12 protein-coding genes are annotated in these 15,254 nt (G+C 59.9%); all 12 read left to right on the top strand.

The window, feature by feature from the left end; all coding sequences use genetic code 11:
• The first annotated feature begins 31 nt into the window (after positions 1-31).
• The 12 genes from H9Q16_RS19330 (at position 32) to glgA (ending at position 15,254) form a co-directional block, all read left to right on the top strand.
• Complete coding sequence (locus tag H9Q16_RS19330; RefSeq protein ID WP_191077111.1) at positions 32-220, top strand: hypothetical protein; 189 nt, start codon at positions 32-34, stop codon at positions 218-220.
• A gap of 5 nt (positions 221-225) precedes the next feature.
• Positions 226-588: a VOC family protein gene (locus tag H9Q16_RS19325; protein WP_191077110.1), complete on the top strand. Its 363-nt coding sequence runs from the start codon at positions 226-228 to the stop codon at positions 586-588.
• Positions 588-1,685 carry an ABC transporter ATP-binding protein gene (locus H9Q16_RS19320; protein ID WP_191077109.1) on the top strand — a complete coding sequence of 366 codons (1,098 nt, stop codon included), beginning with the start codon at positions 588-590 and terminating at the stop codon, positions 1,683-1,685. The genes H9Q16_RS19325 and H9Q16_RS19320 overlap by 1 nt, the downstream gene beginning before the upstream one ends.
• Positions 1,678-2,673: an ABC transporter ATP-binding protein gene (locus H9Q16_RS19315; RefSeq protein ID WP_191077108.1), complete on the top strand. Its 996-nt coding sequence runs from the start codon at positions 1,678-1,680 to the stop codon at positions 2,671-2,673. The genes H9Q16_RS19320 and H9Q16_RS19315 overlap by 8 nt, the downstream gene beginning before the upstream one ends.
• An 11-nt stretch (positions 2,674-2,684) precedes the next feature.
• Complete coding sequence (locus tag H9Q16_RS19310; protein WP_191077107.1) at positions 2,685-4,304, top strand: dihydroxyacetone kinase subunit DhaK; 1,620 nt, start codon at positions 2,685-2,687, stop codon at positions 4,302-4,304.
• A 7-nt stretch (positions 4,305-4,311) separates the two neighbouring features.
• Positions 4,312-5,382, top strand: coding sequence for a LacI family DNA-binding transcriptional regulator (locus H9Q16_RS19305; protein WP_191077106.1), 1,071 nt, complete (start codon positions 4,312-4,314; stop codon positions 5,380-5,382).
• A complete protein-coding gene (locus H9Q16_RS19300; RefSeq protein ID WP_191077105.1) occupies positions 5,379-6,434 on the top strand; it encodes a sugar phosphate isomerase/epimerase family protein in 1,056 nt (351 codons plus the stop codon). The genes H9Q16_RS19305 and H9Q16_RS19300 overlap by 4 nt, the downstream gene beginning before the upstream one ends.
• Positions 6,435-6,507: 73 nt before the next feature.
• Entirely contained in the window at positions 6,508-7,638 is a 1,131-nt protein-coding gene (locus H9Q16_RS19295; protein WP_191077104.1) for a Gfo/Idh/MocA family protein, read from the top strand.
• A gap of 251 nt (positions 7,639-7,889) precedes the next feature.
• Complete coding sequence (locus tag H9Q16_RS19290; RefSeq protein WP_191077103.1) at positions 7,890-10,283, top strand: glycogen/starch/alpha-glucan phosphorylase; 2,394 nt, start codon at positions 7,890-7,892, stop codon at positions 10,281-10,283.
• Positions 10,284-10,325: 42 nt separating this feature from the next.
• Positions 10,326-12,530, top strand: coding sequence for a 1,4-alpha-glucan branching protein GlgB (glgB, locus tag H9Q16_RS19285; RefSeq protein WP_191077102.1), 2,205 nt, complete (start codon positions 10,326-10,328; stop codon positions 12,528-12,530).
• Between the two features lie 20 nt (positions 12,531-12,550).
• Positions 12,551-13,810, top strand: coding sequence for a glucose-1-phosphate adenylyltransferase (glgC, locus tag H9Q16_RS19280; RefSeq protein ID WP_191077101.1), 1,260 nt, complete (start codon positions 12,551-12,553; stop codon positions 13,808-13,810).
• Between the two features lies 1 nt (position 13,811).
• Complete coding sequence (gene glgA / locus H9Q16_RS19275) at positions 13,812-15,254, top strand: glycogen synthase GlgA (protein ID WP_191077100.1); 1,443 nt, start codon at positions 13,812-13,814, stop codon at positions 15,252-15,254.

Raw genomic sequence — 15,254 nt, 5'->3', positions numbered from 1 at the left:
CGTTATACCGACGTTCCCCGGAGGCCTCAAAATGAGCAATTTTCTGACCGGCCTGATGCGCCTCAAACGCGGCCCCTGGGAGATGCTGGCAACCATCCTGATCGGCCTTGGCGTCTTCATGCTGATGCAGCCCTTCGCGATCTGGCTCTACACCTATTCCTTCATCACCACACTGGTGGGCACGGTGATGTTCATCATCGTCTCCCACTTCAAGGACTGACACCCGTGCTCACCTCAACCAATGCCATCCTGCCGACAAATGATCCTGACCGCACCGTGGCGTTCTACCAGTCCCTCGGATTTGTTCTGCATGCCCGCCATGACAGCGACTATCTTGTTTTCGCCCAGAACGGGGTAGAACTGCACTTTGCACACGACCCCGAGCATGTCGCGGAAACCTCTGATCATGCTGTATATTTTCATTCCGACGACGTGGATACGCTCAGTGGTGCCATGGCAAAACTGAATTGGGTCGCGCAAGGCTATCCTCGCTTTGCTCCAGCGCAGGACCGTCCTTGGGGCATGCGCGAGTTGCACGTGCTGGACCCGGACGGCCATCTGATCCGGATCGGGCAGGAGGTAACCTGATGGCACAAATCCGCATCAACAACATCCGCAAGGACTTCGGCGATTTCACCGCCGTGAAGGAGTCGAGCTTCACCATCGAGGACGGCGAATTCTTCATGCTGCTCGGCCCCTCCGGCTGTGGTAAAACCACCACGCTGCGGATGATCGCCGGACTGGAATTGCCCACCTCCGGGGAGATCTATCTCGACGGCGAAGAGATCAGCCAAAAGCCCCCCTCCCAGCGCGATATTGCCTTTGTTTTCCAGATGTTCGCCCTCTACCCGCATATGAACGTGCGCAAGAACCTGAGCTATCCTCTGGTCTCCCAAGGCATGGCGCGGCGCGATGTCAAAGCCAAGGTCGAAGAAGTCGCGGGCATCCTCGGCATCACCGACATCCTGAACCGCCCCGTGGGCGGCCTCTCGGGTGGCGACCGCCAGCGCGTGGCCCTTGGCCGCGCCATCGTGCGCGACCCCAAGGCCTTCATGATGGACGAACCCCTGGGCGCGCTGGACGCCGAATTCCGCGAACACATGGCCGAGGAACTCCGCGCCCTGCACGACCGCATGGGCGCCACCACCGTCTATGTCACCCATGACCAGCTTGAGGCGATGCAGATGGGCGACAAGATCGTGGTGATGAACAACGCCGTGGTCGAACAATTCGGCACCCCCCAAGAGATCTACGACAAGCCCGCGACCATGTTCGTGGCCGACTTCATCGGTTCCCCGTCGATGAACTTCCTGAGTTTCGAAGGTACCGTCGCCGAAGGCGCCACATCGGTCGACATGCACGGCCAAGCCATTGGTGTGCCACGGCAAATGCAGGGCGACAGCGGCAAACTGGTCTTCGGCGTGCGCCCCGAACATGTGATCCTGTCCGATGCCGGTGACTACCGGGGCGAGGTCAAGGCGACGGAGTATCTGGGCACCACACAGATCATCACGCTCGACACGCCCAACGGCGAACTGAAGGCCCGTACCGGCAGTGATCGCATCGTTAAGACGGGCGAAAGACTGGGCATCGGCTTTGAAGCCCCGAAAGTGACGCTTTTTAATGAAGGGTCAGGCCAGGCCTTGCGCTCTGAGCTGAACAACAAGGTGCTCTCCCATGGCTGAGGTGATCCTGAAAAACCTGACCAAGCGCTTTGGCGATGACGTGGGCATCGACGACATTTCCATGACCATCCCCGATGGTGCCTTCGTGGTCCTGTTGGGACCGACAGGTGCGGGCAAGACGACGACGCTGCGCCTCATTTCCGGACTTGAAAAAGAGGACAAAGGCGAGGTCTGGATTGGCGGCCGCAACGTCAAGGGCGAAACCCCCGCCCAGCGCGATGTGGCGATGGTGTTCCAGCAGTACTCGCTCTATCCGCACCTGACCGTTAAGGACAATCTGGCTTTCCCGCTGAAGTCCCCAATCCTGAAAACCCCCACGGATGAGATTGAGCGCAAGGTCGCGGAGGTGGCCAATGTTCTCCAGATCAGCCACAAGCTGGGAAACAAGGCGACAGAGCTTTCAGGCGGCGAGATGCAGCGCGTATCTATCGGTCGCGCACTGGTGCGTGAACCGGCAATTTACCTGATGGATGAACCACTTAGTTCTCTGGACGCAAAGCTGCGCACAGACCTGCGGCTCGAACTCAAGCGCATCCAGGCCAGCCTCGGCGCAACGCTGCTCTACGTGACGCACGATCAGATCGAAGCCATGACCATGGCCACCCATGTGGGGGTGCTGGACAATGGTCACCTTGTGCAATTCGGCACGCCTCGCGAGATTTACGAAAACCCCAATTCGCTTTACGTCGCCTCCCGCCTCGGCCTGCCACGCATCAATGTGCTGCCAGCAGACGTATTTGGCAGCGTGCCTGCAGGCACGACCCAGATCGGCATGCGCCCCGAACATATCCAGCAAGGCGAAGGGCAAGAAGCCGAGGTGCAACGGGTCGAACATCTGGGCGACCTGGCGCGTCTGCATCTGACGCTGAAGGGTCATGCCATCACCACCATCGCTGATCCATCCGTCGACTACGAACCCGGCACGCACCTGAAAATCGCACCGCGCAATCCGCTGTGTTTCGACGCCGATGGCAACCGCATTCGTTAAAGGAGACCGCCATGAGCCATTTCATCAACGCCAAGGAAACATTTGTCACCGATGCCATCGACGGGCTGCTGGCAGCCTCCGGCGGGGCTTTGTCTCGGCTGGATGGCTATCCGCATATCAAGGTTGTGTTCCGTACTGATTGGGACAAGTCGCGGGTCGCCCTGATCTCTGGCGGGGGCGCGGGTCATGAACCGGCCCATGCGGGTTTCGTCGGAAAGGGCATGCTGACCGCCGCCGTCTGTGGGGAAGTCTTTGCCTCCCCGTCGGTCGATGCGGTGCTGGCCGGCATTCTTGCCGTAACCGGTGACGCGGGCTGCCTGCTGATTGTCAAGAACTATACCGGCGACCGGCTGAATTTCGGCCTTGCCGCTGAACGCGCACGGGCCTTCGGGTTGAAGGTATCAATGGTGATCGTGGGCGACGATATTGCGTTGCCCGACCTGCCCCAACCCCGCGGCGTGGCGGGGACATTGTTTGTCCACAAGATCTGCGGGGCCATGGCCGAAGATGGCGCTGACCTTGACGCTGTGACCAAGGCGGCGGAAGACACCATATCACGCGTGGCCTCTATCGGCATGTCACTGGATACCTGCACCGTGCCCGGATCCCAACGCGAGGACCGCATCAAGGAAGGCATGGCGGAGCTTGGCCTCGGCATTCATGGCGAGGCCGGCGTGGAACAGGTGCCACTCACCAGCGCATCGCAGGCGATGGACATGGTGCTCGACAAACTTGCGCCGAAAATCGGCGATGGGCCACACGTGGCTATCCTGAACAATCTCGGTGGCACCACCCCGCTCGAGATGTCGGTGTTGGCCCACGAACTGGCGAACTCTGACAGGGTGCAGAACATCGAACACATCATCTTGGGTCGGCTTATGACCGCACTGGACATGCACGGCTTTTCCGTCTCGGTCTTGCCGGTGACAGAGGCGAACGCGGCCCACCTGGCTGCAGACGCACCGATGGCCGCATGGCCCGGAATGCGCGCGCTTGCGCCGGTACCGGTGCAGCCGTTGCCTGATGGTCTAAGCCCGATTGAACCGATCCCCTCCCAAAACACCAAGACCCGCGCCATCATCGAGGAATGCTGCGACCTGCTGATCGCCGCAGAGGCCGATCTAAACGCGCTGGATGCCAAATCAGGCGATGGCGACTGCGGCTCTACGCTTGCGGGTGCGGGACGTGCGCTGAAAGGCGCGATGGACCGGATGCCTCTGGCAGACCACACACAGCTTTTCCGCGCGCTGTCCAATGAGCTGAGCCAGACCATGGGCGGTTCATCTGGCGTGATCCTCGCCATCTTCTTTGGCGCAACGGGCGACGCCTGTGCCAATGGTAAACCGACCCCCGCTGCCCTGAAAATCGGGCTGGATCGCATCAGCGAAGTGGGCGGCGCGCAGGTCGGCGACCGTACTATGGTCGACGCGCTGGCCCCGGCCCTCGCAACCCTCTCCGATGGCTTGGCTGCCGCCGCAGCCGCTGCGCGCGAAGGCGCGGACAAGACCGCGCAGATCGGTCAGGCAAAAGCGGGCCGCGCGTCCTATGTGCCCGAAGAAAACCTGATCGGTCACAATGACCCGGGCGCTGAGGCCGTGGCGCGGATTTTTGAAGGGATGGCAAAAGCATAAGGATCAGATGACCGATAAGGAAACCACCCTCCTGAATCCCACGATCAACGACATTGCGCGCGTTGCTCAGGTCAGCCTTGCGACGGTTGACCGGGTTCTGAATGCACGCCCCGGCGTACGCGAGGTGACGGTGCGCAAGGTCAATCAGGCGATTGCCGATCTGGGATACGTACGCGACACCGCCGCGGCCAATCTGGCCCGTGGGCGGATTTATCGCTTCACATTCATCCTGCCATTGGCAGAGAACGAATTCATCTCGATGCTTGAGCATCAGATCGAACAGCTTGCCCCGAATTTGCGGCGCGACCGCACGCAAGTCAGCTTTGTGCGCGTGGCCGCCTTTGATCCTGTCGCCCTGTCACGTGCCATCGACGCGCTGGACCCCACGCAGGTGGACGGTGTGGCGATTTTTGGGCCGGAAACGCCATCGGTGCGCGATTCCATTGCGTATCTCAAACGTCATGGCGTGACTGTGGTCTCCTTGGTTGCGGACATCCCCAGCTCTGAGCGGGACAATTACATCGGCGTGGATAACGTCGCGGCAGGTCGTACCGCCGCTGCGCTGATGGGCCGGTTCCTGGGGGATCACGAAGGCAAGGTGCTTGTCGTCACCGGCTCCATGCTGGCACGCGACCACCTGGAGCGACGTCTTGGCTTTGACGAGGTCATGTCACGGGACTTTCCGCATCTTGAAGTGCTCGCATCGCTGGAAGGCCGCGATGACCCCGATCAGATCGAACGTCTGTTGCCCCATGCACTGGCAGACAACGCTGACGTCATCGGCATTTATTCGTCGGCTGCCGGCAATGAGGGTCTGCTACGTCATTTCGACCAATATCCCGATCAGCCAAAGCCCGTCGTCGTGGCGCATGAGCTGACACCATTGTCACGCGACGCCCTTACGAACGGTCAGTTCGACGCCGTCATCAGCCAGGATTCGGGCCATCTGGTGCGCTCTGCAGTGCGCATCATGCGCGCCAATTCCGACAGGGCCGCGATCAATCTTGCGCAGGAACGCATCCGGATCGACGTTTATCTCAAAGAGAATATTCCACCGCAGGGAGGGGAAATCAGATGAAGACCATCAAGGGACCAGCGCTGTTTCTGGCGCAATTCGCAGGGGACGATGCGCCATTCAATTCATGGGACGCCATCACCAAATGGGCCGCCGATTGTGGCTACAAAGGCGTGCAGGTGCCCAGCTGGGATGGACGTTTGTTCGATCTGGCAAAGGCTGCGGAAAGCAAGGATTATTGTGACACCTTCAAAGGTCAGGCGGCCGAGAACGGTGTTGAGGTGACAGAGCTTTCGACGCATTTGCAAGGCCAGCTGGTTGCCGTGCATCCGGCCTATGACGCCGCATTTGATGGCTTTGCCGACCCTTCGGTGCATGGCAATCCGGCGGCGCGTCAGGAATGGGCTGTGGATCAGGTGATGAAGGCGATCTCAGCCTCTGCCAATATGGGCATCAAGAACCACGTCAGCTTTTCCGGCGCTCTCGCGTGGCCCTATGTCTACCCTTGGCCGCAACGCCCTGCGGGGCTGATCGAGACCGCATTCGATGAGTTGGCCGCGCGGTGGCGGCCTATTCTGGATCATGCAGAGGAAAACGACGTCAACATCTGTTACGAAATCCATCCGGGAGAGGACCTGCACGACGGCGTGACCTTCGAGATGTTTTTGGAACGCGTGGACAACCACACCCGCTGCAACATGCTCTATGATCCCAGCCATTATGTGCTGCAGTGCCTTGATTACATTGACAACCTCGACATCTACGCCGACCGGATCAAGATGTTCCACGTCAAGGACGCAGAGTTTAATCCAACGGGGCGGCAGGGGGTCTATTCCGGCTATCAGCCGTGGGTCGATCGTGCGGGCCGCTTCCGGTCACTGGGCGACGGACAGGTCGATTTCAACGCGATCTTCTCCAAGCTTTCGGCGATGGATTTTGACGGCTGGGCCGTGGTGGAATGGGAATGCTGCCTCAAACACCCCGAAGACGGCGCACGCGAGGGCGCACAGTTCGTCAAGGATCACATCATCCGCGTGACAGAACGGGCGTTTGACGACTTCGCCGATGGGGGCACGGATGAGGCCGCCAACCGGAAGATGCTGGGCATCGACTGAAGCGATGGCTTTGTGGGGCAAAACAGCCCACCCGGGGGGAGTTTTTTAGAAAGATGAAGTGGGGGACTACAGGATGAAGCGGATCAGGCTGGGAATGGTGGGTGGCGGCAATGATGCCTTCATTGGGGGCGTGCATCGGATCGCGTCTCGCATCGATGACAGGTATGAGCTGGTGGCAGGTGCCCTGTCTTCAACACCTGACAAGGCGCGCGAAAGCGGAGAGGCCCTTGGGCTGCCCCGCATCTATGACGACTTCAAACAGATGGCGATCCGCGAGGCGCGGCTGAAAACCGGGATTGAGGCAGTCAGCATCGTGACGCCCAATCATGTGCACTATGCCGCCGCACGGGAGTTTCTCAAACGCGGCATTCATGTGATCTGTGACAAGCCGCTGACCTCAACCCTTGCGGACGCCAGAAAGCTGGCGAAGGCTGCCGAAAAATCAGATGCGCTGTTTATCCTGACCCATAATTACACCGGCTATCCCATGGTGCGGCAGGCGCGCGAAATGGTGGCAGGCGGCGAGATCGGCAAAATCCGCGTTGTGCAGGTGGAATACCCGCAGGACTGGCTGACACAGGAAGAAACATTCAAGCAAGCCGAATGGCGCACCGATCCGGCGCGTTCCGGCGCGGGCGGCTCAACCGGGGACATCGGCACTCATGCGCATAACCTTGCGCGGTTCATCACCGGATTGGAGGTTGAAAGCCTTGCTGCTGATCTGGACGCCTTCGTGCCGGGGCGGCAAGTGGATGACAACGGGCACGTCATGCTGCGCTTTGAGGGCGGAGCTAAAGGGATGCTGTGGTGTTCTCAGGTGGCGCCGGGCAATGAGAATGCCCTGCGAATCCGCGTCTACGGCGAGAAAGGCGGCCTTGAATGGGCGCAGGAAGATCCAAATTACCTGTGGCACACACCGTTTGGGGAACCCAAGCGCCTGATCACCCGCAACGGGTCCGGCGCGGGCGACGCTGCAGCGCGCCTCAGCCGCGTGCCCCCCGGCCATCCTGAAGGATATCTTGAAGGCTTTGCGAACATTTACAGCGAAGCCGCTGACGCCATCGAGGCCCATCGCGCAGGCACCACGCCAGACGCTGCGGTGCATTACCCGACAATTGAGGACGGCCTGCGCGGTGTCGAATTCATCGATGCCTGTGTCCGGTCGTCCGCCGGGAACGCCCGCTGGGTCAAACTGCGCGGCTGAAGACCTGTGTGCATCAGCGCAACATGCCGTCCCCCGGTTGAGGGTGATTCATAGCGCACCTTGAAAATGTTAGCGCTATCATTTAGCGGTCTGGCACCATACCTTCCTCGATCCGACCGCCTGTCCTGCGGTTGGTCAGACCGTGTTGCGTGACATGTGCGGCGCGTTGATCTAGGAACCGACTAACCCCGCGCCTTAGACGCGCTCCGCCCTGTCACGGCCGTTCGGCCCGCTATTCTCGCGAAGGCTTCATGCTGCAAATCAATCCCGAAACCGTCACCCCCGACTCCCTGCGCACCGATATCGAGAAACATTTGAAATTCTCGTTAGGCAAGGATGCGGCACATGCCAGTCTTTATGACTGGCGCATCGCATTGTCACTGACCCTGCGCGACCGGGTGGTCGAGCCCTGGTTCGCCTCGACACGCCAAACGTATGAAGGCAAGCACAAGCGCGTCTATTACCTGTCGATGGAATTCCTGATCGGGCGGCTGATCGAAGACGTGATCATCAACCTCGATCTGGAAGAGAACGCGCGCGTGGCAATGAACGCGCTGGGTCAGGATTACCACGCGGTAGTTGCGGATGAACCCGATGCAGCTCTAGGAAACGGCGGTCTGGGACGACTGGCCGCCTGTTTCATGGACAGCCTGTCAACGCTTGCCATCCCGGCCTATGGCTATGGCATCCGGTACGAACACGGTCTCTTCGAACAGCACTTTGAAAATGGCCAGCAGATGGAAAGCGCAGAAGCGTGGCTAGAGCAGCGCCATGTCTGGGAATTCGAGCGACCCGAGGTGGCCTACCCCATCCATTTTGGCGGTCACGTGCGCACCGAAAACGGCCAAGCATCCTGGGAGCCGGGCGAAACCGTTGTTGCCTCTGCACACGACACGCCGACTGTCGGCTGGCAGGGCAAATGGGCCAACACTCTCCGTCTTTGGGCGGCGAAGCCAGCGGCCCTTTTTGATCTCGAAAGCTTTAACCGCGGGGATTACATCGGTGCCAGCGTGGCCGAGAGCCTCGCACGGACCATCAGCCGCGTGCTTTATCCCGATGACACGACCGAGGTCGGAAAGGAATTGCGGCTCAAGCAAGAGTATTTCTTCACCGCTGCGTCGCTTCAGGATATCTTGCGGCGCTTTTTATCCGAGGGGCATGCACTGGCAACCCTGCCCGACCACGTTGCGATCCAGCTTAACGACACCCATCCCGCAATTGCCGGGCCTGAACTGGTGCGGTTGCTGGTAGACGTGCACAGCCTTGAGATGGAGCCCGCCATCGAACTAGCGCGGGCCACGCTGAATTATACCAACCACACCCTGCTGCCAGAAGCGCTGGAACGCTGGTCAGAGGGGCTATTCTCGCGCATTCTGCCGCGCCACTATCAAATCATTCAGCATATTGAGGCTGCCCATTTCGAGCGCGTGGGAACTCAGGTGCGCATCATAGAAGACGGCAACGTCAAGATGGGCGAACTGGCCTTTATCATGGCGTCTCACGTCAATGGGGTCTCGGCACTGCACTCCGATCTGGTAAAAGAAACCGTCTTTGCCGATCTCAATGCGCTCTATCCGGGGCGCATCCTGAACCAGACCAACGGCGTCACGCCGCGCCGCTGGCTGCATGCCTGCAACCCCGCCCTGCGTCGCGTGATCACCGATACCATCGGTACCGGCTGGCAGGATGATCTGGAACGGTTGTCGGAACTGGAGCCGAATCTGGACGATACCGGTTTTCTCGATGCCTACGACACCGCAAAGCGCAGCAACAAGCAGCGGCTGGCCCAATGGCTCAAGGCTGAGCACGGCATGTCACTAAACACGGACGCCATGTTCGACGTTCAGATCAAGCGCATCCACGAATACAAGCGCCAGCATCTGAACATCCTCGAAACCATCGCCCTGTGGAACGATATTCGCGCCAATCCCGATGGCGATTGGACACCACGCGTCAAGATCTTTGGCGGCAAGGCGGCACCGGGGTACGTGCTGGCCAAGTCTATCATTCGCCTGATCAATGACGTGGCCAAAACACTCAACCAAGACCCGGTCACCCGCGATCTTTTGCAGGTAGTCTACCCTGAAAACTACAATGTCTCGATGGCCGAACTGCTGATCCCGGCCTCTGATCTGTCAGAGCAGATTTCGACCGCGGGCAAAGAGGCGTCGGGCACCGGCAATATGAAGCTTTCGCTGAACGGCAGCCCCACAATCGGCACGCTGGATGGCGCGAATGTGGAAATCCGCGATCATGTGGGGGAAGAAAATTTCTTTCTCTTCGGCCTGACCGCCAGCGAGGTAGAGGCGCGCCGCGCCGAACACGCCTACGCCCGCAACGCAATAAAATACAGCCCGCGCCTCTCCATGGCGCTTGAGCAGATCGCGGCCGGCGAATTCTCGGGGGGTGACAAAACCCGCTATCAGGATGTGCTGACCAATCTCTACGATCACGACTATTTCCTCGTGACCTGTGACTTTGACAGCTATTTTGACGCGCAGCGCAGAGTGGACGCAGCGTACCGCGATCAGCGGGGCTGGACCCGGAAAGCGGCCACAAATACCGCCCGCATGGGCTGGTTTTCATCCGACAGGACGATCCGTGGCTATGCGGAGGAGATTTGGAATGCACCCTCTGTGCGCTAGGTTGATGTGGAAACGCCTGCACGCGGCGAAAGGAAGAACGGCTTGATCACACCCGATGACGCCCACCAGATTACGACCGGCACCCATGCCGATCCTTTCTCAGTGCTGGGCCTGCATCAGGAGAACGGTGCGATCACCGTTCGGGCCTTTCATCCCGAAGCCGATGCTGCCTCTGTACTGGAAGCAGAAAGTGGACGCACGCTGGCCACGCTCGAAAACCTGGGTGAAGGATTGTTTGCGGGCGAGATACCGCGCCGCAAGAAGCGATTTCCTTACAGGCTGCAGTTTACCAGCGGCCATCATCAATGGGATACAGACGACCCCTATCGGTTTGGCCCTGTCATGGGGGACCTTGATGAACATCTGATCAACGAAGGTGCCCATCTGGATCTGTGGCAGGTGCTGGGCGCGCATGTCATGACGCACGAAGGTGTTTCGGGGACCCACTTTGCGGTCTGGGCGCCGAATGCGCGCCGTGTATCCGTGGTGGGCGACTTCAACGGCTGGGATGGGCGCCGCGCGCCAATGCGACGGCGCGGGCAGACCGGTGTCTGGGAGGTTTTTCTGCCAGATGTCGGCGATGGTGCGGCATACAAATACGAATTGCTCGACTCCTCCGGCACGCTGTTGCCACAAAAAGCTGATCCATTCGGCTTTGGGGCGGAACACCCCCCCAAAACCGCCTCTGTCGTGCGTCGGCTGAACGGCTATGACTGGAAGGATGCCCCTTGGATGCAAGGCCGTGCGGCACACCAACGCATCGACCAGCCGATTTCGATCTACGAGGTTCACCTTGGTTCATGGCGGCGTGTGCCCGAAGACGGCAATCGACCCCTGTCCTATATTGAATATGCTGAACAGCTTGTCAGCTATGTGAAAGACCTCGGTTTCACCCATATCGAGCTGATGCCGATTTCGGAATTCCCCTTCGATGGCTCCTGGGGCTATCAACCCGTCGGTCTTTACGCCCCAACCATCCGACACGGCACGCTCGAAGAATTCCGTGCCTTTGTTGAGGCATGTCATGCCGCAGAGATCGGGCTGATCCTTGACTGGGTACCGGGGCATTTCCCCGAAGACTCGCATGGCTTAGGCAAGTTCGATGGCACGCCACTTTACGAGCACGCCGACCCGCGCGAAGGGTTTCATCCCGACTGGAACACGCTGGTTTTCAATTACGGGCGGCGCGAGGTGTCCAATTATTTGGTGGCTAACGCGCTCTACTGGTTGCGCGAACACCACATCGACGGATTGCGCGTCGATGCCGTCGCCTCCATGCTTTACCGCGACTACTCGCGAAAAGACGGCGAATGGGTGCCAAACAAGGACGGGGGTCGCGAAAATCTTGAGGCAATCGCGTTTTTGCAACGCACCAATACCGTGACATATGGCGAGGTGCCGGGGATCATGACAGTGGCAGAGGAATCCACCGCCTTTCCAAGCGTCAGCGGTCCGGCAGATCAGGGCGGACTGGGGTTCGGATTCAAATGGAATATGGGGTGGATGAACGACACGCTGTCCTACATTGCCGAAGATCCGATCCACCGCAAACACCATCATCAAAAGATGACATTCGGACTGCACTACGCCTTTTCAGAAAACTTTGTCCTGCCGATCAGCCATGACGAGGTCGTGCACGGCAAAGGATCGATGATTGAAAAGATGCCCGGTGACGGTGCCGACGCATTTGCCAACCTGCGGGCCTATTATGGCTTCATGTGGGGGCATCCGGGCAAAAAGCTGCTGTTCATGGGTTGCGAGTTCGCCCAAAGACGCGAATGGAACCACGACGACAGTCTTGACTGGCACTTGCTGGGTGAACCTCGGCATGCGGGAATGCAGACCCTGATCCGCGATCTCAACACGCTCTATCGTGGGGCGCCCGCACTCCACGCACAAGACTGCAAGCCAGACGGCTTCGAATGGATCGAAGAAGACGCGGCAGAGGACTCCGTTTTCGCGTGGCTGCGCAAGGGCCCGAAAGACGCGGCCCCCGTGCTGGTTGTCAGCAACTTCACCCCCGTTGAACGCACTGCGCGCCGCATCGGGGTGCCGTATCCGGGGCGCTGGATTGAGCGCTTGAACACCGACGCCAGCCGCTATGGCGGGGCGGACCGCGGAAACATGGGGCATGCCGACAGTGAAGAGATCGCCGCATCAGGACGCCCGCATTCGCTGTCACTGACCCTACCACCACTTTCGACGCTCTTTTTTGAGTTGCAACAAGACGAGGCAGCGCAGACCTGAAAATCTGGGGGGAACGACCTATGGACCGACAATCAACACGACTTGCACAACAGACAATGGCCTTTGTGCTGGCCGGAGGACGGGGCAGTCGCCTCTATGAGCTGACCGACAGACGCGCCAAACCTGCAATGTATTTCGGCGGCAAGAGCCGGATCATCGACTTTGCCCTCTCCAACGCCGTCAACTCAGGCATCCGCCGCATTGGCGTGGCAACCCAGTACAAGGCCCATTCCCTGATCCGTCACCTGCAGCGCGGTTGGAGCTTTTTCCGCGCCGAGCGGAACGAAAGCCTCGATATCCTGCCCGCCTCGCAGCAGCTTGATAACGAGAACTGGTACAAGGGCACGGCAGATGCTGTCACCCAGAACATCGACATCATCCGCGGGTATGCGCCAAAATACATCATCATTCTGGCCGGCGATCACATCTACAAGCAGGACTATTCGCTGATGATCAAACATCACGTCCTCAGCGGCGCGGATGTGACTGTGGGCTGCATCGAAGTGCCGCGCGAAGATGCCAAGGGCTTTGGTGTCATGAAGGTCGACAGCGCGGATCAGATCCTTGATTTCGTTGAAAAACCTGCTGACCCCCCGCCGATGCCCGACAATCCCGACATGGCCCTGGCCAGCATGGGGATCTACGTGTTCGAGACCGAGTACCTGTGCCGCCTTCTGGACGAATGCAGCAAGGAAGACGGCTATGGTCATGATTTCGGGGGCGATATCATCCCCAAAATCGTGCGCGAGGGCAGCGCCAATGCCCACCCTTTCAGCCGCTCGTGTGTGCGCACCGGGCTTGAGGAAAAGCCCTATTGGCGTGACGTCGGCACCATCGACGCCTTCTGGCAGGCGAATGTCGATCTGACCGATTTCGAGCCCGAGCTTGATCTTTACGACAACGAGTGGCCGATCTGGACCTATTCGGAACTGACCCCGCCGGCCAAGTTCATTCATAACGAAGAGGGACGGCGCGGGCATGCGGTGTCGTCGATGGTGTCAGGTGGCTGCATCATCTCAGGATCACGGCTGGATCAATGCCTGCTGTTCACCGGGGTCAAGACCCACTCCTTTGCCGAACTCGAAGGGGTCGTGGCGATGCCTTACGTGGTGATCAATCGCAAGGCACGCCTCAGGAACGTGGTGATCGACCGCGGTGTCGAAATCCCCGAAGGACTGGTGGTCGGCGAAAACCCCGAACTTGACGCCAAACGGTTCAGGCGTTCTGAAAACGGCATTTGCATGATCACCCAACCGATGATCGATCGGCTGGAGAGTTGACATGAACGTCCTTTTCGTGGCCTCGGAATGCGCGCCCTTCGTCAAGACGGGCGGTCTGGCCGACGTGATCGGTGCCGTGCCAAAGGCGCTCAAGGCCCATGACGTCTCTGTTCGGGTGCTGATACCGGCCTATACGGCCCTCAAGCCACACCTGAAGGCCGGCAAAAAGATGCTGGCCTTTGACGCGCTCTTTGGTGGCCCGGCACAGGTGATCGCGGTTCAGGCAGAGGGGCTTGATCTGCTGCTTCTTGATGCACCGCATCTCTATGACCGGCCCGGCTCGCCCTACCTCGGCACCGACGGTCAGGATTGGCCCGACAACGACCTGCGGTTTGCAGCACTCGCCTTCGCAGGTGCCCAAGTAGGTCGCAATGGCGTCAAAGGCTGGCAACCTGACGTGATCAACGTGCATGACTGGCAAGCTGGTCTGGTTCCAGCCTACCTTCAGCAATCCGACGCGGCGGCTCCACCGGTCATCACCACCATCCACAATATCGCTTTTCAGGGCGTCTATGACGCCAGCCACCTTGAGACGCTGCACCTCAAGAAGACGCAATTCACATCCGAGGGCATCGAATACTGGGGTCACATCAGCTTTCTCAAAGCGGGTTTGGCACTGGCGGACAAGATCACCACGGTCAGCCCGACCTATGCCGCTGAACTGCTGACACCGGACTTCGGCATGGGCATGGACGGCCTGCTGCGGGCGCGACAGGGCGATCTCTCAGGGATCCTCAACGGAATCGACCTTGACGCCTGGAACCCGGCCACCGACACGCGATTGCCCGCCGTCTACTCAGCGCGCAGTCTCAAAGGCAAAGCCACCAACAAGGCAGCAGTCGAAAAACGCTTTGGGCTAAAGACCGGCCCCGGTCCCCTCTTTTGTGTCATCAGCAGGCTGACGGAGCAAAAGGGGCTTGATCTGCTGCTGGAGTGTCTGCCGCACCTGACGGGCGCGGGCGGACGGCTTGCGGTCCTGGGCACCGGGGACCCATCGCTAGAGCGCGCCTTCATGAAGGCCGGCAGCGATTTCAGCGGCGCGGTGGGGACGATCATCGGCTACGACGAAGACCTGTCACACCTGCTGCAGGGCGGCAGTGATGCGATTCTGATCCCCTCCCGGTTCGAGCCCTGCGGCCTGACGCAGCTTTACGGGCTGCGATACGGCACCCTGCCCGTGGTGGCACGTACGGGTGGGCTGGCCGACACGGTGATTGACGCCAACGAAGCCGCGCTGACCGCCGGCAATTGCGCCACGGGATTCCAACATCCGCCGGGCGACGCCACCATGCTGGGCCATGCCATCGGGCGGGCCTGCACCCTGTTTCGACAGCATCCGAAAACATGGGCCGGGATGATGCGCCGTGCGATGGCGCACCCGGTAGGCTGGGACACATCGGCAGCAGCCTATCTGGGCGTTTACCGCGCCGCCCTGACAGGGTAG

Source organism: Sulfitobacter aestuariivivens (genome assembly GCF_014763045.1).
Taxonomy (GTDB): Bacteria; Pseudomonadota; Alphaproteobacteria; order Rhodobacterales; family Rhodobacteraceae; genus Sulfitobacter; species Sulfitobacter aestuariivivens.
The sequence above is the reverse complement of the archived record's forward strand: the minus strand, read 5'-3'. Positions and strand labels throughout refer to the sequence as shown.